General features: G+C 68.3%; 17 protein-coding genes. 8 read left to right on the top strand and 9 right to left on the bottom strand.

Annotated features, from left to right (window positions below):
• Nucleotides 1-709 precede the first annotated feature (709 nt).
• The 3 genes from U9983_RS07715 (at nucleotide 710) to U9983_RS07705 (ending at nucleotide 2388) form a co-directional block, all read left to right on the top strand.
• On the top strand, nucleotides 710-1138 hold the full coding sequence (locus tag U9983_RS07715) for a protein-tyrosine phosphatase family protein (RefSeq protein WP_322749164.1): 429 nt from the start codon (nucleotides 710-712) through the stop codon (nucleotides 1136-1138).
• Between the two features lie 343 nt (nucleotides 1139-1481).
• A complete protein-coding gene (locus U9983_RS07710; RefSeq protein WP_322753360.1) occupies nucleotides 1482-1685 on the top strand; it encodes a hypothetical protein in 204 nt (67 codons plus the stop codon).
• A gap of 55 nt (nucleotides 1686-1740) precedes the next feature.
• Nucleotides 1741-2388, top strand: coding sequence for a GNAT family N-acetyltransferase (locus tag U9983_RS07705; protein WP_322749165.1), 648 nt, complete (start codon nucleotides 1741-1743; stop codon nucleotides 2386-2388).
• Between the two features lie 103 nt (nucleotides 2389-2491).
• Here the strand turns inward: U9983_RS07705 and U9983_RS07700 are convergent, their stop codons facing one another.
• From U9983_RS07700 to U9983_RS07660, 9 genes are all read right to left on the bottom strand, one after another.
• Nucleotides 2492-3844: an N-acetylmuramoyl-L-alanine amidase gene (locus tag U9983_RS07700; RefSeq protein WP_322753359.1), complete on the bottom strand. Its 1353-nt coding sequence runs from the start codon at nucleotides 3842-3844 to the stop codon at nucleotides 2492-2494.
• Nucleotides 3845-4225: 381 nt separating this feature from the next.
• Nucleotides 4226-4552 carry a thioredoxin gene (gene trxA / locus U9983_RS07695; RefSeq protein WP_322749167.1) on the bottom strand — a complete coding sequence of 109 codons (327 nt, stop codon included), beginning with the start codon at nucleotides 4550-4552 and terminating at the stop codon, nucleotides 4226-4228.
• Between the two features lie 137 nt (nucleotides 4553-4689).
• Nucleotides 4690-5700: a thioredoxin-disulfide reductase gene (trxB, locus tag U9983_RS07690; protein ID WP_322753358.1), complete on the bottom strand. Its 1011-nt coding sequence runs from the start codon at nucleotides 5698-5700 to the stop codon at nucleotides 4690-4692.
• Between the two features lie 236 nt (nucleotides 5701-5936).
• Nucleotides 5937-6965, bottom strand: a complete 1029-nt coding sequence (locus U9983_RS07685; protein WP_322753357.1) for a hypothetical protein — start codon at nucleotides 6963-6965, stop codon at nucleotides 5937-5939.
• Nucleotides 6959-7684 carry an RNA polymerase sigma factor SigM gene (gene sigM / locus U9983_RS07680; protein ID WP_322753356.1) on the bottom strand — a complete coding sequence of 242 codons (726 nt, stop codon included), beginning with the start codon at nucleotides 7682-7684 and terminating at the stop codon, nucleotides 6959-6961. Before sigM ends, U9983_RS07685 begins: the two co-directional genes overlap by 7 nt.
• Before the next feature lie 54 nt (nucleotides 7685-7738).
• The gene (locus U9983_RS07675) at nucleotides 7739-9502 is read right to left on the bottom strand and encodes a protein kinase family protein (RefSeq protein ID WP_322753355.1); all 1764 of its coding nucleotides are present in this window, start codon (nucleotides 9500-9502) and stop codon (nucleotides 7739-7741) included.
• A 276-nt stretch (nucleotides 9503-9778) separates the two neighbouring features.
• Nucleotides 9779-11647, bottom strand: a complete 1869-nt coding sequence (gene murJ / locus U9983_RS07670) for a murein biosynthesis integral membrane protein MurJ (protein ID WP_322753354.1) — start codon at nucleotides 11645-11647, stop codon at nucleotides 9779-9781.
• Nucleotides 11644-14238, bottom strand: coding sequence for a DUF6049 family protein (locus U9983_RS07665; protein ID WP_322753353.1), 2595 nt, complete (start codon nucleotides 14236-14238; stop codon nucleotides 11644-11646). The genes murJ and U9983_RS07665 overlap by 4 nt, the downstream gene beginning before the upstream one ends.
• A 38-nt stretch (nucleotides 14239-14276) precedes the next feature.
• Nucleotides 14277-14744 (bottom strand): NUDIX hydrolase, encoded by a 468-nt coding sequence (locus U9983_RS07660; RefSeq protein WP_322749174.1) that lies wholly within the window; start codon nucleotides 14742-14744, stop codon nucleotides 14277-14279.
• A gap of 173 nt (nucleotides 14745-14917) precedes the next feature.
• On the opposite strand from U9983_RS07660, the gene U9983_RS07655 reads away from it, so the two are divergent.
• From U9983_RS07655 to U9983_RS07635, 5 genes are all read left to right on the top strand, one after another.
• Nucleotides 14918-16477 carry a CCA tRNA nucleotidyltransferase gene (locus U9983_RS07655; protein ID WP_322753352.1) on the top strand — a complete coding sequence of 520 codons (1560 nt, stop codon included), beginning with the start codon at nucleotides 14918-14920 and terminating at the stop codon, nucleotides 16475-16477.
• A 237-nt stretch (nucleotides 16478-16714) separates the two neighbouring features.
• Nucleotides 16715-18301: a sulfatase gene (locus U9983_RS07650; RefSeq protein WP_322753351.1), complete on the top strand. Its 1587-nt coding sequence runs from the start codon at nucleotides 16715-16717 to the stop codon at nucleotides 18299-18301.
• Between the two features lie 294 nt (nucleotides 18302-18595).
• On the top strand, nucleotides 18596-18859 hold the full coding sequence (locus tag U9983_RS07645; protein WP_322753350.1) for a hypothetical protein: 264 nt from the start codon (nucleotides 18596-18598) through the stop codon (nucleotides 18857-18859).
• Nucleotides 18856-19266 (top strand): type II toxin-antitoxin system VapC family toxin, encoded by a 411-nt coding sequence (locus tag U9983_RS07640; protein WP_322753349.1) that lies wholly within the window; start codon nucleotides 18856-18858, stop codon nucleotides 19264-19266. Before U9983_RS07645 ends, U9983_RS07640 begins: the two co-directional genes overlap by 4 nt.
• A gap of 120 nt (nucleotides 19267-19386) precedes the next feature.
• Nucleotides 19387-20763 carry an MFS transporter gene (locus tag U9983_RS07635; RefSeq protein ID WP_322753348.1) on the top strand — a complete coding sequence of 459 codons (1377 nt, stop codon included), beginning with the start codon at nucleotides 19387-19389 and terminating at the stop codon, nucleotides 20761-20763.
• Nucleotides 20764-20837 lie beyond the last annotated feature (74 nt).

Below are 20837 nucleotides of genomic sequence, written 5' to 3'. Positions count from 1 at the left end.
ATCGCGTCGAGGGCGGCGCGTTGGCGGGTGATGGTGGACATCAGGGTCAGGCAGCTGGCCGCGTCCAACCCCTCGATGTCGAGGCCGTCGAGGTCCACGCCGGCAGCCGGGTCGGGGCCGGCCGGGTCGGGGCCGGCCGGGTTGGGGCCGGCACACCCATCAGACGATTCGAACATATGTTCAGAATAGGTGTCTGGTCCGACATTTCCACCCCGCCGGGCGATCAGAATTCCCTCGGGTGCCAGCACCCAAAGCCCCGGGACGTCCCCCGGTCCGGGCGCACTGCGGACACGGTTCCGGTGCCCCACGACGTCCCTTGACATCAGCACTGGCTGCCGGGGTCGGAGGGTCGGGCCGTCGGCGGCGATGGTGAACTCGCAGTCCGCACGTCCGGCGCCGTCGATGCTGGCACGGCTGGGACCGGGACGACCGCAGAACATCGTCACCGGCGCCCGCGGCCCGTGTCTGGTGGTGCGGGTTGCCGCTGTGAACATCCACGCCAGCGGCACCGGTCGGGAGCGGATTGACCAACTGGCTACCTGCAATCCCCGGGTCACCGGGGTCCGGGCCGTCGGGCTCCGCTGGGTCGTGCTCAGCGCAGCCGCATCAGCTGGTGCAGTTGCACACCGGGCCGGCCACTGCCGCGAAGACGTCATCAGCACGCTGATCGGTGAGCACGCTGATCGGTTAAGAGGGCTACCCTCGCACCGTGATCGCACCATGGGAGCCCGCAGCGCCGGGCGTGCTGCGGCTGCCCTCCGGCCGGATCGTTCGCGGTCGGGGACTGCGCGTGCCGCTTCCGGCTGGTCCCGTTCCCACCTTCGCGTTGTATCTGCTGGGCCAGGAGGCACCCCCCGTTGTCTGGGAAAGCCGGTGGCTTCGCTGGCCCGACTTCTGGTTGCCATCCGACCGCACGGCAACCGTCGACGCGCTGCGCGAGGCATGGATCCGCGCCGAAGCCGAGCGCGTCGAGGTCGCATGCGCCGGTGGATACGGACGAACCGGCACGGCACTGGCCTGCCTCGCAGTGCTGGACGGGGTACCGGCCCGTGAGGCGGTTGCCTACGTCCGGGAGCGATACTCCCCACGCGCCGTGGAGACACCCTGGCAACGCCGCTTCGTCTCCCGCTTCCAGTAGCCCTCGCCCCATCAGCCACAACGTAGAGTGCCCGGCAACAGGGATGCGGCGTCGCGGGGCTGGGGCGCGTGCCTCTGTCCTCGCACTTCGCGATGCACACGCACCCCAGCCCCACTCCTTCATCCACACCCCCATTGCCGGGCGATCCGCGCCCAGCCGGCCTCCTGGCCTGTCCAGATCCCACCGCCACACGGCGATCGAGATGGTTCTCCCACAGGGGTTCGCCCGCAGCGCTACCCAGTGCTGCGAATTCCGGCTCGAGGGGCCCGTCGTCGGCGACTCCACCGCGGGCGTTTCACGTGGAACATTATGAACTCGCCCCCACCCGTCCCACCCTGACGACGTGGTACGCGCCACGTTGAGGACTTCTCGTGCCAGGAGATGCAGCAGGGGTCGGTTCGCCGACGCCGACGCCGACGCCGACGCCGACGCCGACGCCGACGCCCCGCGCTCCTGGGCGCTCTGGCCGCCGGAAGCGTTCGTTGTACCCGGACAGCGGTCATCTTCAATGAAGATCTACACCGGATGGCCTAACCTGGATGTGTGAGAGATGTCAGTGGTGACCTCGACGCTGGATGCCTGGCCGCGTGGAACATCGCGATATGAGCCGTCGCATTGCCAACATCACTCTCGACAACATTGACGACATGCCGCGGCGGTGCCGTCGATGCGTCTTCTGGGAGCTGGACCCGGTCGCACGCAGTCGGGCGGAGGAAGCCGGGGGCACTGAACTGGAGAAGGAAGCGTGGGTGTCCTCGGCCCTTCTCGAGTGGGGAAGCTGCGGAAAGATCATTTATGTGGACGGCGTCGCGGCCGGGTTCGCGATGTTCGCACCGCCGGCCTATGTACCGCGGTCGGTCGCCTTTCCGACGAGTCCCGTCAGTCCGGACGCCGTGCTCCTCATGACTGCAAAAATCTTGGATGAGTTCGCTGGCCAGGGCTTGGGGCGTGTTCTCATCCAGTCGGTCGCCAAGGATGTGGTCCGCCGTGGGTTTCGCGCCATTGAGGCTTTCGGGGATCTGCGTGGCGAAGGGACCCGGTGCGTTGTACCCGCCGAGTATCTGCTTGCCGTGGGCTTCAAGACGGTCCGGCCGCACCACCGTTGGCCCCGGCTGCGGCTTGAGGTCAAGAACGCCGTGAGCTGGCGGGAAGAGGTTGAGGTCGCGCTTGAGCGGCTGCTTGGGTCGATGGCACCGGAGGCGATGCTGCGCCAGGTCGGTAGCGCGGCTGGGACAGCGCCGACGGGCTGACCGTGTCTCGGTGCCAATTGCCCTGGGAGACGGCCAGCAGGGATACGGCCAGCCCGTCGGCGGGGGTTTGCGGCAGAGTCGGTAGAAAGGGCCAGGCGGGGCCTCAGCGGGCCGTACGCGAGGCAAGCGTCGGCACCCGTAGCTGTCCTGTGGGTGGGTCGAGGTCCGGCGGCAGGAACAGTCGCTGTACCGCAGCGAGTATCCCCTCGGCGACGGTGGCCCGAAATTCCTGCGATTCGAGTGCGGCGGCATCGTGCGGGTTCGTGAGATAGCCCAGATCCGTACGGATGGCCGGCATCAGCGTTTGCCGAAGGAGCTCCCAGGTCTTGGCATGGGTCCGGCAGTTGACGAGGTCCGTGCGCGATACAAGTTCCTTCTGCACGAGCCCGGCCAGGCGTTCACCCACGGCGGACGATCCCCGGGCATTGCCAAAGTAGTAGGACGACACTCCCTGGGCACGCGGCGACTTGCCCGCGTCCAGATGCAACGACACGAGTAGGTCCGCGCCGATTTCGTTCGCCCGATGGGCACGTTCGGAGTCGTCCGGCGATTCGTGTGGACCGTGCAGCAGGTATGCCTCCAGGCCGGAGGCCAACAGTCGGGCCTCGAGTCGAGAGGCAAGATCGGCCATGAGGTCGCGCTCGCACAGCTGCCCGACGGTGACCCCCGGATCTCCCCCACCATGCCCGGGGTCGATCGCGACCACGACCCCGAGCAGGGACGGACCCTGCTGAAGCAGGCGTACCGACTCCCGCAGCACATCCGGACGGCCGCCGACGACGGTCCGTTCCAGCTTCTTCAGCTCCCGCAGGGTCAGCGGCCCGCAACGGCCATCCGGTTCCAAGCCCCGGTTGTGCTGGAAGTCCTTGAGTGCCGCCTCCGTCTGCGAGCTGAAGATCCCGTCCGCTCGTCCCACGTCGAACCCCATGTTCGACAGCCGCTCCTGGAGTGCTGCCACATCGTCTCCGATGAACGGATGGTTGATGCTGTGGTACAGCAGGCGGTCGCCGAGCTTGCGACGGGCCTCGTCGAGCGCGCGGAAGGTGTCCGGGCCGATAATGCCGTCCGCGGACAGGCCTCGGCTCTGCTGAAACGCACGGACGGCATCGTCCAGTGCCTCGTCGAACAGGCTCCCGTCCGCCGCAGGGTCGGACACGGGCCGGTCGGACATGTACGGATATGACACGTGCGGGTCGGTAGGATGAGGCAGGTCTGTGCTGGCTGGAACCAACAGCGGCCCGGTGACCGGGACCTCCGGCAGTGCGGAAGAACCATGATTGCGTAGCCTCGGGCCTCCCGAACCCGGCGCGGATGCGTCTGGCTGACGTGGCGCGGCCGGCAGAAACGACAGGGAGATCAATGCGGCGCGTACCTCGATGACGGATGGATCACGGTCGCCGAGACGCAGAAGCCTTGCCCTGCGGTTACCACTCGAACCTACTGACGGACGGGTCACGGGGACACAGGCTAACCCCGGATAGCGGCTTCGCCGCGATCCGGGGACCCCGAGCTCGTGGGCGGGCCGCTGTGCGGGGGCCTACCGATCCGCTTCGCGAATCGGTAGGCGTATCACGGGTGTGGGTGGGGCTTCGCCGCGATCCGGGGACCCCGAGCTCCTGGGCGGGCCGCTGTGCGGGGGCCTACCGATCCGCTTCGCGAATCGGTAGGCGTATCACGGGTGTGGGTGGGGCTTCGCCGCGATCCGGGGACCCCAAGCTCGTGGGCGGGCCGCTGTGCGGGGGCCTACCGATCCGGCTTCCCCGTGCAACGCCTTCGGCGTGGCACGGGGACCCCTGCCTCGTGGGCGGGCCACCATCACCCGCCACACAGGCCGTACTCAGATGTATGCGGAAAGATCCCGCAGAAGGGCTGCTTTCGGCTTCGCGCCGACGATGCTCTTATCCACCTCGCCGTTCACGAAAACGGCCATGGTGGGTATTGACATGATCTGATACTGCCGAGCGACCTGCGGGTTCTCGTCGATGTTGAGCTTGACTACGCGCAGCTTGTCGCTGTGCTCGGCCGCGATCTCCTCGAGAACCGGGGCGATCATCTTGCATGGCCCGCACCACTCCGCCCAGAAGTCGACGAGGACGGGCACGCTACTTCCCAGGACCTCGTCGGCGAATGTGCTGTCGGTGACGGGCTTGGTAACCCCAGCCATGATGATCTCCTCCCTATCGTTGCTACGGGGACGGCGTCGTGTCAGAACGACTCCGCGGACACAGTGCCCTGACGAACCTGGTGGATTCGGATCCAGGGGAACTCAGGGCATCCGGAATCCGTGACTGTCGCCGGCGCTCACTGCGTGACCGTCTCGGCGGGTGCCCGTGGTACCTGTTCGCCTTCGCCTTCGCGTGCGGCCAGCCAACGCTCCGCATCCAGCGCTGCTGCGCACCCGGTGCCCGCCGCCGTGACGGCCTGCCGGTAGATGTGGTCGACGACGTCACCGCAGGCGAAGACGCCTGAAAGGTTGGTAGTGGTCAAGGGATGGTCCACCATGATGTACCCGGCCTCGTCGAGCTTGAGCTGCCCACGAACAAGCTCCGACCGAGGCTCGTGGCCGATGGCGACGAACAGGCCGGTCGCGGGGATATCGTCCGTCTCGCCAGTCACGGTGTCGCGCACTGTGACGCCGGTGACCGTGTCGTCGCCGAGGATGGCCTCGACCACGGCGTTCCACCGAAAACGGATCTTCGGGTTGGTTAGCGCGCGTTCCTGCATGATCGCACTTGCCCGCAGTCGGTCCCGCCGGTGGATGATCGTCACAGACCGGCCGAAACGGGTCAGGAACGTTGCCTCTTCCAAGGCCGAGTCACCGCCACCGACGACGATGATGTCCTGGTCCCTGAAGAAGAACCCATCACAGGTCGCGCATGCCGACACGCCGTGGCCGAGGAGGCGGGCCTCGTCCGCGATGCCCAGCATGCGGTAGGAGGAGCCGGTGGCGATGATCACAGTGCGGGCGAGGTATGTCTTGTCCGAGACGGTGATGATTTTCGGGTCGGCCCGCAGATCGACCTCGGTGACGTCGTCGGCAATGAGTTCCGCGCCGAACCGTTCGGCCTGGCGCCGGATGCCCTCCATGAGTTCGGGGCCCTGGATGCCCTCGGGAAAGCCCGGGAAGTTCTCCACCTCCGTCGTGGTCATCAGCGCGCCTCCGGCTGAGACGGCACCCTCGAAGACCAGCGGGCGCAGGTTCGCGCGCGCCGTGTATATCGCCGCGGTATAGCCGGCCGGGCCGGATCCGATGATCACGACGTCGCGCACATCCGGATCGTTCGATCCGGGCCCGCTGCTCTGCGCGGTCACATCTCCACCTGTCCTTTCGGGTCGCCGGCCGTTGCCGGTGAGGCCGTGCGCCTGCCACAACCGTCCCACTGCGCGCCCGATTCCCGGGGCACCGGTCACGGTCCGGCTAGATCTACTTGAGGTCGCCGGCGGCGCGTACGAGCATCATCGCGCCGCCTTCGGCCGGGTTGGCCTGGGTGGGGCCGCCGGCGGCGCGTAAGAGCATCATCGCGCCGCTGGCGGCCGGGGAAAGGTCATTATCGGGAAGCGGTTGTGCTGTACCACAGGGCCGCCGCCATGTTGGTGACGTTGCACCGCTCGTCGAGCACGGCCACCTGCAGTTGGTCGGTGTCATTCGGGCTGGACAGGACGACCAGCACGGCCGGCTGCCCGTTGAAGGTCACCAGATCGAGTGCGGCGATGGTCCCGCCCGTCTGCGCGGCCAGGGTGACGTAGCACAAGCGCAGGTCCGGTTGGGTCATCTCGGTGATGACAGACGCGACCGAGGCGGATGGATCGGTCGTGGCAGCGCCGTCTTCGTGCAGTGACACCCGGAGCGTTCCCGGTATCCGTCCGGTCACCAGATCGAGTGCGTGCTGGGGAATCTCGGCCATGGTCACCGGGCGCCCGGTATGCGCGAGGATGGCTGAGGCCGTGTCGGCGACCGCACCGGGTGCAATCTCGCCAGCGGAGCTGTCTCCCGCGGTAGAACGCGGCGCCTGCGCCGTCAGCGGTGCGGCCGCCGGTGCCGGCAGTGGTGCCGCCAGCCGGCTGCTGGCCTCACTGGCGGTGCTCTGAGCGGGATGGTGGGCCAGCGTTACCACGAAGCTGACCATGCCCACCACGACGATCAGGCAGGCCGCCGCTGTGAACCACGCCGGGATCCCCGGGGGCCGGGTTGGAATCCCGGTTGGAATCTGCCCCGGTCGCCATGATCTCGACAGTGTCCGTTTGCCGGCGGCCGGGTTGCGACCATCCCGGTGCTGGCCATCCCGGTGCTGGCCATTGCGGTGCTGGCCATCCCGGTGCTGGCCATTGCGGTGCTGGCCATTGCGGTGCTGACCGTCCTGCTCTGAAATCAGGGCGGCCCGCAGCCTCTCGGCGACATCCTCGGGCATCGTCACCGACGCGAGCGCCGCGAGATCCCGACGCACCTGCCGCAGCGCGGTCACGGTTTCGCGGCACTGCGGGCAGGCCCCGACATGCAGGGCCACGCCGGATGGCGAATGGTCGCCCTCGGCATAGGCGTCGAGGCGCTCAACATCCGGATGTTGATCAGCTACCATCGCTGGTCACCTCCTCCGGCCGCGTCGGATGCATTGACGTGCCTGCTCTGACTGACGGAATCGAGCGCCGTAGGGTTCCCAGGACGCAGGTAGTCGAGCATTACAGCCAGCTTTGTGCGTCCTCGCGCGCACCGGCTTTTCACTGTGCCCACCGGCACGGCGAGCAGTGCGGCCGCATCCGCGACCGAATACCCCAGGACGTCGACCAGCACCACCGCCAGCCGTAGCGCTTCGGGCAGCCGGCTGAGTGCGGCGTCGACAGCGAGCCTGGTCTCACCCTCGGCCATGGCGTCACGCGGTTCGGCCAGTTCGCCTTCGCCGTCTGTGGGCAGCCGAACCTGTGGTCGAGCCGCCCGGCGACGCAGCCGGTCCAGGCAGGCGTTGACCACGATGCGGTGCAGCCAGGTAGCCACCGACGCCTCACCCCGGAATGTCGCGGCACCGCGGTAGGCGCAGAGCATGGCCTCCTGGACGGTGTCAGCGGCGTCTTCGCGGTCGCGCAGCATGCCGACCGCCACCGTCCACATGCGGTTGCCGTGGGCCCGAACCAGCGCGGCGAACGCGTCCGGGTCGCCGTCGAGGTGCCGGCGGAGCAGGTCCCGGTCCTGTTCGGCCTGTTCTGGCGCAGGGGAGAGCGCAGTGTCGCCGACCGCACCTGCGGGCGCTTCACCTGCGGGCGCTTCAGACGTGGACGGTTCGGACGTGGACGGTTCAGACATGGACGGTTCAGACGTGGTCATCGGACGACGGCCCGGGGGCGGGGGACCGTGGCCCTACGAGTGGAAGGACACGTCGACGATCGAACCCTTGAAGCGCCCGTCTGAAGCCGTCGGCAGCTTGGTCAGCCACACGACCCAGTACTGGTGGGCGGCTGTCGCCGGGACCGACACGGTGGTGGCTGTGCCGGCTGGGGCAGCGGCCTCGGAGACGACAACCGGGTAGCCGTTTATGTCGTTGACCGCTGCATCACCGGCCCGTAGCTCAAACGAGGTTGGACCACCGCCAAATGTGATCGTCATGTCGCGGACGATGACGGGCTGGCCAAAGTCCAGCCGGAGACCTACCCCGCTCTTGGGCAGCCCGCCGAACTGCCTGCCGTCGGTGTTGTTATAGCCACTCGTCGTCCAGGACGTGGCTGGATTCCCATCGATCGCCTTCGGCGCATCGCTGTTGTTCTCGTCGCCGTCCGATCCCTGGGGGTCGAACGCCGCGACGGTGGGCTTGAGAACGACACCCACCGCCGTGGTCGCTGACGCGGTCGGTGCCGGCGCGGTCGTGATCTTCTTCTGCGGAGCGCGGTTCAGCATGGTCATCGTGACGACGACGAGGGTTACGGCGACCACAAGCGCAACCACGATCGCCAGGATGCGGCGTGGCGACCATGAGGTCCCCTTGGAGTACGGAGAGCCTTTGGCACCGCGTCGCCGGGATGCGGCGCGCTGCTGTGTCGGCAACCGTTCCAGCCCGCCGTTGGGATAGCCGCTGTTGGCGGGATAGCCGGCGCTGACCGGGTAGGCGTCTCCCGCACTGCCGCCGCGCGAGCCGCCACCCCTGGGGTAACCACCGTTCGGGCCGGGGTTCTGCCCGGCCGGACCCTGCCGTCCATCGTCCACCGGGTGCCCGGTGGCGGCGTACTCGGTGGACGGGGACCCTGAGGCCATGGCGCGGGTCATCGGCGGCTCGTCGTCGATGCGGACCCGCCCGAGGTCGAGGGTGCCCTCGGGCGGCGCGATCTCCTCGAGGGCCTCGGCGAGCTCCGCGGCGGATGCGATCGGCGGGCGGTGCGCCCGGTCGTCCCCGAGCGTGGCGAGGGTGAGCGCGTCGAGGTTTCGGGGTACGCCCGCCCGCACCTGGCGGGGTGAACACGCCCGTCCGTCGCTGGTCGACGGCGCTGTGGGTAGCCCGCACTCACGGTCCAGCGGCCACCGTCCGGTCAGCGCCGAATACAGCAGACCACCCATCGCCCGGACGTCGTCGGCGGCCAGGTTGGTGGAGTCGGCCCATGGTTCAGCCTGGCTGTGCGCGCCTTTCTCCAGGGCGGCGACGACCGAGCCGGTACCGAGGTCGACCACCTTGACCATGCCGTGGTGCGAGATGATGACGTCGCTGGGCCGCAGGTCGCCGTGGTGGATGCCGCGCTCGTGGGCGGCGGCGAGCACCCGCGCGACGGCCAGCATCACGGTCGCGGCCTGGTCCGGCCGCAGCGGGCCCTCGGCGGACAACGCCTGCAGGGAGGTGCCCTCCACCCATTCACTCACCACGTAGGACACCGGACCGGCGCCGGTGGTGGTCGAGGTTGCGTCATAGGTCGATGCCGCGCCCGGGTGAACCAGCCGGCCGGAGGCGATGGCTGCGGCCAACAGCATCTCGGCGGCGCGATCATGCGCCGCCGCCGCGGAGTCGTGCGCGTCCGGGCTGAAGCGCTGCACCACGCGGACGGCGACGGGGCGGGCGAGGATGCGGTCGTCGCCGCGCCACAGGGTGACCGGACCACGCGCGTACATGACTGACAGTAGTTGGTATCGGCCGTCCAGCATGGTCTTCACCGGAAGTGTGTCAGGCCCCGGCGGCGGCATCGGGCCCGTCTCATCCGCAGACGGAGAGTGGGACCCAGGTGCCGCCATGGTGTCGGCCCGGCGGGTTGCGCTGCTCGTCACATCTTCATTGACGTCAGCCAGCGGCGGTCGGTTGTGCCCGTCGACCACTGTGCCTCCGTCATCACCGACGCGCCCGGCTGTCGTAGCCGGATGCAGCTTGTTCAGTGTACGAGCCCCGGGCCTGCCGATCGGTGATTGCACCGGTTGCGATTGGAATCAGTGCGCAGATCGGGAACCGAACCGGCTACGTACAGTCGTGACAAGCGCCGCCATCTCCGCCAGTCGCATCCGGATAATAGTCGTAAGATATATTATAATGCCAACCGTGCAGGCGAGGAGCACGCTCACGCCGGAACCGACCCAGCTCGAACCAATGATCATACGCACTCCCGAGGCGACGGCTGCTGCCACCACCGCGCTCAGGCCGCCGGCGATGGTCACCTGAGTGAGCATGCGAGCGATCCGTCCGCCGTCGATGCCGCCGAGGCGAGCCTGCAACAGTGTTGACGAGGCTGCGACACCTACCAGGTAGGACGCGGCAAAGGCCAGTGCCAGCGCGACCGACCGCTGCCTGTCGGGCAGCAGTGAGCTCAGCGCGACCGCGCATATGATATTTGTAGCCACGACACCTATATTGATCAGTGCGGGTGTGCGGCTGTCCTGGTGGGCGTAGAAGGCCCGCAGCTGCACCTGGAACAGCGAGAACGGCACCAGGGCGACGGCGAAGGCGGCAAGGGTGTCGCCGATCCGCAGGGCGCCGGCGTAGTTCACGGCGCCGTGGTCGAAGACCGTGACCGCGATCGGGCGACCCAGCGCCAGCAACGTGAGTGCTGCCGGCACGATCACGACGCTGGCCAGGCGCATCCCGGTCGAGAGATCCTGGCGGACGAGGTCGCGCCGGTTGTCGGCGGCGTGTGCGCTCATCCGCGGCAACAGCGCAGTGATTACCGATACGGCGATGATCGCGTAGGGTAGCTGGAAGATCTGATATCCGTACGTGTAGATGGTGTACGCCGTCGCGGAGCTGGACAGCCGCACGATGACCAGGTACCCGACCTGGCTGACCGCCACGTAGAGCAGCGTCCAGCCGGCCAGCCGCACCGCCTGGCGCAGCCCGGGGTGGGACAGGTCCAGCCGCGGCCGGTAGCGGAACCCGACCGCACGCAGCGACGGCAGCAGGGCGAACGTCATGACCACCACGCCGAGGGTCGTGCCGCCAGCCAGCACCGTGATCTGGGCATTGCTGATCCCGCCGACGGTGGGCGGCCTGGGGCCGGGCACGAAGATGAACGCCATGCAGGTGGCGATCACGATCAGGTTGTTGAGTACGGGCGCGAACATCGGTGCGGCGAACGACTGCCGCACATTGAGTATCGCCCCGATCGTGGCGCCCAGGCCATAGAAGATCACCTGTGGCAGGAACCAGCGCAGGAACGTGACGGCGAGGTCCCGCTCGGCGCCGCCGGCGGCCAGATAGGCGTTGATGATGAGCGGGGCGGCCACCATCGCGACCACCACCGCCCCACCGAGCGCCAGCACCACCAGGGTGAGCAGCGAGGATGCGAACGCCTCGCCCTGGTCGGGGTCGTCCTTGGCGGCCCGGACGAGTACCGGCACGATGACGCTGGACAGCACTCCGCCGAGCAGCAGGTCATAGAGGATGTTCGGGGTGGTGTTGGCGACGTTGTAGGCGTCCCCGGCCGCGCCCGTGCCGATGGCCGTCGCGATCGCCACCGTCCGCAGGAAACCCGATGCCCGGGACGCGACCGTGCCGATCGCCATCGTGCCGCTGGCCCGACCCAGGGTCATCGCCCCGCGGCCGGCGGACTTCGCCGGGCCGCCGGTCGCCGGGCCGCCGGTCGCGGGGCCGCCGGTCGCCGGGCCCCGTCCCGGCCGGACCTGGTGGGGCGCGCCCAGGTGTGTTTCCTGGCGCGGTGTGAGGTGCTGGGGCCGGGCTGGCGGCGCGGCTGGTGGCGCACCGAAGGGTCCCGGCGTCTGGGTGGTCGGCCCGCTGGGATCGAAGTCGGATCGTCTGCGATGTCGGGCGGGCGGCTTCCTGGTCCCGTCTCCGGGTCCGGCCGTCACCGCCGTGCTCCCTGGCCCCTGGTGGTTCCCTGGCCTCCGGTTCCCTGGCTCCCGGTTTCCCTGTGCCCGGCGACTTTCTCGTTCCTGACGCCTTCCGGGCACCCGGCCCTCTCCGTGTTTCTGACCGCGTTGGTGGCGCGGACGAGCCGCTCCAGGCCGTCTCTGCGGTACTCACCGGCCCGGCGTGCGTCTGCCCGGTGCTCCTCGGCTCGTGGGTCGCGCGAAGCTGGCTCCGCGACCGTCCGGCGTGCGCATTCCAGCGTGTCAGGACTATCCGGAAGATCCTGAATATCCGCACCTTGCGGCGGGAGCGGGTCGGCGGGAGGTTGCCGGCGCAGGGCCCGCAGCCGGCGGACCAGCCGAATCGCCACGGCGAATACGAGAACCGCCAGTGAACCGCCGGTTATCGCCACGGCGATGACCCCGAAGACCGTCGACTTCACCAGGATCCGCAGTGGCGGACCGGCCGACAGCGGTCGGCCGGCGGGAGTGAGTATCTGGATGTCCACGGGGAACGTACCGGCACCTTCGGCATCGACGTCGACCTCGATCTGCTCCTTCTGCAGGGCGGGTACTATAAGTACCACTCTTGTCGCTGATCGTAGTCGCGAGTGGTCTGTGGACGCCAGGGAGAGGACCACGTTGACAGTAAACGTGGTGTTGTTCTCGAGGGTGACCGGAACCCTGCCGTGTTTGCTTGTCAGCGACACGCTCCGGGACGCGACCACCCGGATGCCCTCCCGCAGGGCGCGTACCGCCCCGGCGACACCCGAGCTCAGGGTGTCCGCGCCGTCCGTGCCCGCGGCGCCCATCCGCCAGGCGACCGACTCGGTTGCAGTGAGGGTGTTCTCCATCGCGTCAATGCCGGCGGCCGTGCAGTTGCGCAGTCCCGGTGACCCCGAGCCCTGTGGACACAGTACGGACTTGAGGGCCTGTACCTGATTGCGCAGATCCTCTGCGGCGATCATCCGGGTGACGGGCAGCTCTGCCGCCCGGGCCCAGTCGGGGTATCCGAGGGGACCGCGTTCGCCGCTCGCGGCAGCCGAACCCGCCGCGGTACCCACCGCCGGTGTCCCGATCAGTGGCACCGGCCGGGAGAACGGAGTCGACAGGCTGCCCAACACCTCCTGCGCCCAGTCGGCCGGCGGGTCCCAGTAGCGCGGCAACGCCAGCGTCTGTGCCCGGGCGAGACCCGGACGCTCGGCTGTGATCATGGCGAGTTCGGCGATGAGATCGTGGAAGGACTCTGCCTGGGTCGAGCGATCGGTCGGCGTCGTGGTCCCGGTCGCGAGCCTGGCCAGTTCCGTGTCGGCGGCCAGTGCCCGGGTGACACCACCGGACGTCGCGATGGTGGTGCTCGCCGCGGGGGTGTAGCCCTTGTCCGGGTCCTTCGGCGGCAGCAGGCGTGCGTCCGTGACCACGGTGGTGACACCCATCCGGCGCAGCAGGTCGAGCGTGGTCTGGTCGACGAATCCGCCGGCGGGGTAGGCGATCGTCGTGTCCGGTGTGCGACCGATGGCGTTGGCGATGACGGTCTGGCCGGTCAGCAGCGCCACCAGGATGCTGTGGAACTCCTGCGCCCGGGTCAGCGCCACGACGTCGACGTCGCCGTAGGGTAGGGCGAAGATCGTGCCGCCCGCGTCCGCGAACGCCTTCAGCTTTGCCAGGAAGGTCGCGGCATCCCGGCTCGGGCGTCGGGGGCTCGGACCGGACGGTGTGGCCACCTCGTACGGGCCGTCAGCGATGATTTTCAGGGTCTGCACGAGGATCGGGTCAACCGCGAGGGTGACGGTCGGTGCCTGCTCGCCCCGGGCCGTAACGACGGCGTTCAGCAACCGGTCAAGGCGGCCACCCGGTGCGACGAGGTCGGTCAGGCCATCGTCGGTGAGCCGACCGTCCGCGCGCAGCCGTGGCACGTCCGCGAGCGGCAGCACAACCGAGATCGGCGTGGGTGCGGTGACGTCGACGGGAGCCCAGACCAGGAAGGTGTATGTCGTACCGACAATTCTGCGCTGGCCGGCTACCGTTCCGGTCGCGGTGATCCGCACCGGGTACACCTTCAGCGCCGCAGGCAGGTTCAGGCCGGCCGGGTTGGCGCTTGCGGTGAATGCCGCCGGCAGCGCGCCCGGCACCAGCGGGCTCGCAATCGGTTGGGAGGCAACCGCCGTCGGGTAGCTCAGCGCGGCCGCCGCGGCCGCGTTGGCGCGTAGGTTCGCGAGGTCACCGCGGCTGGACATCGAACGGCCGAGGTCGACCCGTACCTCAAGGTTTGAGACCTGGACAGTCCCGGTGAGTTCCAGGCGGCCCGTCACCTTCAACGGCGACTGGGGCCTTCCGATCTGGGTGAACTCGTCGATGTCGATACGTACCGGTTGTTCGGAAGCGTTCGCGGGAGTGGTCGAAGCCACGAGTGACGATCTGTTCAGCCGTGGGCTCGAAAGGCCTGGCCGGGCTGGGGACAAACCTGTGGATACCCGGGTGGAAGCTGTGGATACTCCGGTGGATTCTGTGGACGCCGGGTCTGGCTGCGCGCGGACCGAGGTTGTTTCCAGCGTCAGCATGGCGAGTGACATCAGGATCAGAGCGATCATTCTGATGCTCCGGAACGTCAGAGAATCAACGCGGTGTGTCACGTGGTGTCCGTGAGAATGCCGGGCACCTGGCTCAGGAGCCTGCGTTCGTCGTCGTAGGCAAGTAGTTCGCGGACCTCCACCAGCGGGACCCAGGCGACTTCGCTGACCTCCACATCGGCGTCCGACAGCTCCCCGGCTGTCCGTAGCAGAAGATAGTGGTGAACGGTCTTGTGCACGCGTGCCCGTCCGGCCACGAACCAGAAGTCGATCGTGCCGAGCCGACCGAGTACCCGTCCGGTCACACCAGTCTCCTCCGCCACCTCCCGAACCGCTGCCTGTTCCGCGGTCTCGCCGCCTTCGACGTGCCCTTTCGGCAGCGACCACAACAGTCGGCCACGGCGGTCACGGCGCGCGATCAGCGCTGCGTTCGCCCTTTCTGAAGGGTCATCCAGGACGAGCCCGCCCGCCGAAGTTTCCTCTACCCGCCGAAGTCGCCGACGAGGGGATGTCGAGGACGGGGACATGAGCTGATCGTACGAGTCGTCCGCGTCACACCCGCTGTGCACGGTCACTGTCGGACATCGGCTCCGCCATCGCGCTGACGCCGGTCCTGCGGTGGTGGATCGCCGGCGATTGCGCGTCGACGGGTGGCCGGCCGGTGGAGGGCAGGGGCGGCCGATACGCTGAAAGAGTGTCGGTGATCTGCCTGGACAACCCACGTGACTCCGCGGAACGGGCTGTCAGTGCCCTTCTCAAGGTACCGGCTCCCGCCGACGACCTGGGGCGGCTCTTTGCCGGTGCCGGCCACAGCCTGTACCTCGTCGGTGGTTCGGTCCGGGACGCACTGCTCGGCCGCCTGAACGTCGACGCCGCGGCCGATGGCCTGGGCGTGGCCGATCTCGACTTCGCCACCGATGCCCGTCCGGAGCGTGTCCTTGAGATCACCCGTGGCTGGGCGGACGCCACCTGGGAGGCCGGGATCGCGTTCGGAACCGTCGGTCTGATCCGCCACGGGGTGCGGTTCGAGGTGACCACCTACCGCACTGAAGCGTATGACCGGACATCGCGGAATCCGACAGTTGCCTACGGTGACACGCTGGAAGGCGATCTCGTCCGTCGCGACTTCACCGTGAACGCGATGGCGGTGTCCGTGCCCGGCCACGAGTTCATCGACCTGTTCGGCGGCATGGCGGACCTCGCCCGCAAGGTGCTGCGGACCCCGGGTTCCCCCGAGGCGTCCCTGGACGACGACCCGCTGCGCATTCTGCGGGCCGCCCGGTTCGAAGCGCAGCTCGGGCTGATCCCGGTCGGCGAGCTGGTCGCGGCGATGCGCTCCAGGACACCCCGACTGACGATCGTCTCGGTCGAACGCATCCGGGATGAGCTGCGCAAGCTCATGGTCGGCGCCGACCCGGTGGCCGGGTTGGAACGGTTGGTGGACATCGGGGTCGCGGACATCGTCCTGCCGGAGCTGCCCGCACTGCGGATGGAGATCGACGAGCACCACCAGCACAAGGACGTCTACACCCACACCCTGACCGTGTTGCGCCAGGCGATCGCGCTGGAGGACCCGCTGCCCGACGGTGGCCCGGACGAGGTGCTGCGCTGGGCCGCCCTGCTGCATGACATCGGCAAGCCACGGACCCGCCGGCACGCACCCGGCGGCGGAGTCTCCTTTCACCACCACGAGGTGGTCGGACGCGACATGACCCGCAAACGGCTGGCGGAGCTGCGGTTCCCCAAGGACGTCGCGGACACGGTCACCCTGTTGGTGTTCCTGCATCTGCGGTTCCATGGCTACGGTCGCGGCGAGTGGACCGACGCGGCGGTCCGGCGGTACGTCCACGATGCCGGGCCGCAGCTGTCCCGGCTGCACAAACTCGTCCGTTCGGACTGCACGACGCGCAACCGGCGCAAGGCCGAGATGCTGGCCGCGACCTACGACACGCTTGAGGAGCGGATCGCCCGGCTGTCCGAGCGCGAGGAGATCGCCGCGATCCGCCCGGAACTCTCCGGGGACGACATCATGGAGCTGCTGGGCCTCTCGCCCGGACGGCTGGTCGGCCAGGCGCGGGCGCACATGCTCGATTTCCGTTTCGAGGCGGGTCTGGTAGGACGGGAAGCGGCCGAGACCGAACTCCTGCGCTGGGCGCGGGAGAACGACGTCCCGCTTCCCGGCGACCTGCCTGACCTGCCTGACCTGCCTGACCTGCCTGACCTGCCTGACCTGCCTGACCTGCCTGACCAGGCAACCTAGCTCGACCCGCCCGCAGGCCCACCACATCGGGCGGTCCTTTTCGGTGGGCCGCCCGATGTGGTGGGCCGGCTTTCGAATCGCACTCACACCCTGCGTTCCAGCCGTTCACACGCGGCGCGGTCACGATCGACTTCGTTCCTCTGCCGAGTGGTTCGGGATGCGGGCCGCCGGCGGCGTGGAAGAACGAACGTCGCGCCGTTTCCGGCTCCGCTCGGAGGACGGAGAAGGAGGCATGTGGTGTCCGCACGACATCGACATCTCGGACGGCGGGCGCGGTTCGGCATCGCTGGCGTACTCGGCGTCATCGCGATGGCAGCCGTGACTATTCCCGTGGTGCGATCCGGGCCATCCGCGAGGAGTTCCGCGCCGCTGGCCGCGGTGAACGTGGCGAAGAGCGACAGTCGGCCGAATTTCGTGTTCATCCTTGCCGACGACCTGGACGCGACCACCTCGCCGTACTGGGAGGCCATGCCGCACACGGCCGCCCTCATCCGGGACAGTGGGCTGACGTTCACCAACAGCTTCGCTCCGACGCCCATCTGCTGCCCGGCTCGCGGCACGATCCTGACCGGAAAGTACGGCCACAACACCGGCGTGCTCACCAACTCCGGTGACGTCGGTGGTTGGGCCACGTTCGCGGCGAACGGTAACGAGGAGAAGACCTTCGCCAAATACCTGCATGACGCCGGGTACCGCACCGGTCTCGCCGGAAAGTACATGAACGGAATCGAGAACGAGCCGGAGCACATTCCGCCGGGCTGGTCGGAATGGTATGGCAGCGTCAACAACAATTTCTACACCGGATACAACTACACGCTGAACGAGAACGGCACGATGGTGCAGTACGGCGGTCCGGACAATCCGGCCAACTACTCGACCGACGTAGTCGCCGCCAAGTCCACGGACTTCATCCGCCGGGCCGCCACTGACGGCACGCCGTTCTTCTGGTACGCGGCGTCCACCGCGCCACACCTGCCCCTGCCACCGGCGCCCCGGGACGCCAACAACCCGTTTGCCAGCGCCACCGCTCCGCACAGCCCGAACTTCCTCGAGCCCGATGTCTCGGACAAGCCGTGGTGGCTCTCGTCCAGCGCGACCGAGCGGTCCGCTCAGGTGCTGGCCACCAACAACTGGGACTACCAGAATCGGATGGGGTCGCTGTACGCCCTCGACGACATGGTGGCGAACATTGTGACTACCTTGCGTGACACCCGAAAGCTGGACAACACCTATCTCGTCTTCACCTCGGACAACGGCTACAACCTCGGTTCGCACCGTCTCGTCCAGAAGATGGCCCCGTACGAGGAGTCGTTGCGGGTGCCGTTGGTTGTCGCCGGACCTGGCATCAAGGCGGGTACGGACAGTCACATGGTCGCGCAGATCGACCTGGCGCCGACCTTCCTGGAGCTGGCCGGGGTGACCGTTCCAGCCGACGTCGACGGGCAGTCGCTCGCCGGCATGCTGCACGGCCAGCAACCGCCGTCGTGGCGCAGTGACCTGTTGGGGCAGTATGCGGGCCCCGGCGAGGACGGCCAGGACGGGATCGCCGCCGAGCAGGTGACCAACGCGACCGCTCACTATCTGGACCTGCCACCGTGGACAGGTCTGCGGACCGAGCGTTACCTCTACGTCCGCTGGTATGACGTCGACCGGGCGCCCAAGGTCCACCAGTACGAGCTTTACGACCTGGCGGCCGACCCGTACGAACTCACGAACCTGCTCGCCACCCCGGCGGGTATGGCACAGAACGCGGCTCTGGTCGCCCAGCTCGACGCGCGGCTGGACCAGCTAGCCACCTGCGCCGGAGCGTCCTGCCGGACCTGACCGGACCTGACCGGACTGACCGGACCGACCGGACCGACCGGACCGAACTGACCGACCGGACCGAACTGACCGGACTGACCGGAGGTGGCCGGACCGCGTCACCAACCCCGGACACAGCACCCCGGACACAGCACCCCGAACACAGCACCCCGAACACAGCACCCCGAACACAGCACCGCCTCGCGGAACTCAGGCCGCGGGGCGGTGTCGGTTGGGCGGGCATAGCCTGTGGAGAACTCGCTTTTCTTGTGGACAATTTGCTTGCAAGCAGTTCGTCTGCGCTATCCTGATCGCATGGCTACTCCAGAACCGGTCTGCTATGACCTCGAGGTCGTCGTTGACGACCACCTCGTCTCCGAGCTGGAGCGTCACGGCGTCCCGCGAGGCCGCCGCGCACGTCTCCACCTCGAGCTCGTCCCTGCCGTAACCGGGATGGACGCCGATCCCGCCTCTGACGGGTCCGGTTGGCCGCCGCCATGGTTCGCCAGCTTCGACGGCGATCCGGACCTTGGCGAGCGGGCCAGTGAGATCGTCAATGCGACTGTGGGGTCACATTGATCGTTGATGCAGGGCCGATCGTGGCGGCTGCCAACCGCAAGGATCGCCATCATGCTGCGAGTCTGGATCTCCTCAGTCCGGAGAAGGGGCCGTTCATCGTTCCACCGCCGGTTGTTGCAGAGGTTTGTCACCTTCTCCAGAGGGACGCGGGCCCTCGTGTCGAAGCACAGTTCCTGCGGTCGTTTGTCACCGGTCATTTCGCTGTCGCCGAACTGAAAATTGCGGATCCTGATCGTATGGCGGATCTCGTTGATCGGTATGCGGACTTCCCTCTCGGTGGGGTGGACGCGTCGGTCATCGCGCTCGCTGAGCGGTTGGGCGTCACGGAGATCGCCACGCTGGACCGCCGTCACTTCGGCGTCGTCCGGCCGAAGCACGTTGAAGCCTTCACCCTCCTGCCGAACTGACCTGCCGAACTGACCTCCGAACCGACGTTCACGGTGACGTTGCGTCACATCCGAGGGTCGGGCGGTGCCAGCGGGGGTACGGCTCGGACGCATGACCGGCTGGGTCCGTAGGCTCATGGTGTGGCGCGGGCCGGAGATCTGCGACAACTGTTCGAGCTGACCGGATTCCGGCGGCTTTTCAGCTCCCGACTGACCTCGCAGACAGCGGACGGGGTCTTCCAGGCGAGTTTGGTCAGCTATGTGCTGTTCTCGCCGGAGCGGGCGACCTCCGCCGCGGCGCTGGCGACATCGCTGGCGATCGTGGTGCTGCCGTTCAGTGTCATCGGACCGTTCGCCGGGATCCTGCTCGACCGGGTGTCGCGGCAGCGGGTGCTGGTGGTCAGCGCGCTGGCCCGGGCCGTACTGCTCGCCATCCTCGTCGTGCTGATCGCCGCCGGCCATACCGGTGCCGACTTCTATGCGGCCGCATTGGCGGTGGTGAGCGTCAACCGGTTTGTGCTCGCCGCGCTGTCCGCGGGCCTGCCGGTGGTCGTCCCCGCGGGGCGGCTCGTCACGGCGAACGCCGTATCGACGACCGCCGGCACGCTTGCGACCCTCATCGGCGCCGGTATCGGCAGTGGTCTGCGGGGGCTGATCGGCGGGGACGACGCGGGTGTCGCCTTTGTGGCTGCGCTCTCCGGCGTCGTCTACCTGCTTGCCGCGGGGACCGCCGCCCGAGCGGGCCGGGGCGAGTTCGGCCCCGTGCACGCCACGCCCGGGCAGGGCGTTCTCGGCGAGGTCGGGCAGGTGGTCCTGGAACTGGCGGACGGAGCGGGTCACCTGTGGCGGCGGGCGCCGGCCCGGTACGCCCTGGCCGCGTTGACCGGTTCCCGGGCGTCATATGGTCTTACATCGGTTATGGCGATCCTGCTCTACCGTAACTACTTCACGGGCGCCGTCGGAGGTCTGGCGGGCCTTGCCCTGCTGGTGGGCGCCGGCGGGTTGGGAACGGTCACGGCCGCCTTCGTGACGCCGCGGGTGACCCGCCGGGTCAGCAAGCAGATGTGGATCATCTTCGTGCTGCTCGGCGCCGGGATCATCGAGATCTCCCTGTGTCTGCCGTTCAGCTCGGTGCTGTTGATCGTCGCGTCGGTGCCGATCGGGTTCGCCGCCCAGGCCAGCAAGATCTGTGTCGACACGATCGTGCAAGAACAGATCGACGACGCCTACCGGGGGCGCGCCTTCGCCCTCTACGATCTGCTGTTCAACGTCGCCTACGTGGCCGCTGCCGCGCTCGCGGCGATCACCCTGCCGGCCACCGGCAGGTCGGCGGCTATGGTGCTGGTCGCCGGAGCCGGGTACATCGTGTGCGCGCTGCTGTACCTGAGCAGGCGGACGTCCGACCCGTCTGACCCGTCCGATCTGGACGGCTTCGGGGGAGTGAAGGTCCGCCGGCTGCCGACAGCCGCAGCGCAGCCGAGCCCGATGACAACGGTTCCCACCAGGACTGCGACCTGATGCCTGACGCCTGATGCCTGATGCCTGATGCCTGATGCAGCTGACCGCGGTCAGACGGTGAGCGACGACGAGAG

It is taken from the genome of Protofrankia sp. Cas3 (assembly GCF_963555955.1).
In the GTDB taxonomy this organism is placed as follows: domain Bacteria; phylum Actinomycetota; class Actinomycetes; order Frankiales; family Frankiaceae; genus Protofrankia.
The sequence above is the reverse complement of the archived record's forward strand: the minus strand, read 5'-3'. Positions and strand labels throughout refer to the sequence as shown.

Bases quoted from the DNA above. Each gene is read 5' to 3' on its own strand.
- U9983_RS07705 (WP_322749165.1), top strand. From the start codon at position 1,741: ATGAGCCGTCGCATTGCCAACATCACTCTCGACAACATTGACGACATG.
- trxA (WP_322749167.1), bottom strand. From the start codon at position 4,552: ATGGCTGGGGTTACCAAGCCCGTCACCGACAGCACATTCGCCGACGAG.
- U9983_RS07685 (WP_322753357.1), bottom strand. From the start codon at position 6,965: ATGGTAGCTGATCAACATCCGGATGTTGAGCGCCTCGACGCCTATGCC.
- sigM (WP_322753356.1), bottom strand. From the start codon at position 7,684: ATGTCTGAACCGTCCACGTCCGAACCGTCCACGTCTGAAGCGCCCGCA.
- U9983_RS07675 (WP_322753355.1), bottom strand. From the start codon at position 9,502: ATGCTGGACGGCCGATACCAACTACTGTCAGTCATGTACGCGCGTGGT.
- U9983_RS07665 (WP_322753353.1), bottom strand. From the start codon at position 14,238: ATGATCGCTCTGATCCTGATGTCACTCGCCATGCTGACGCTGGAAACA.
- U9983_RS07660 (WP_322749174.1), bottom strand. From the start codon at position 14,744: ATGTCCCCGTCCTCGACATCCCCTCGTCGGCGACTTCGGCGGGTAGAG.
- U9983_RS07645 (WP_322753350.1), top strand. From the start codon at position 18,596: ATGGCTACTCCAGAACCGGTCTGCTATGACCTCGAGGTCGTCGTTGAC.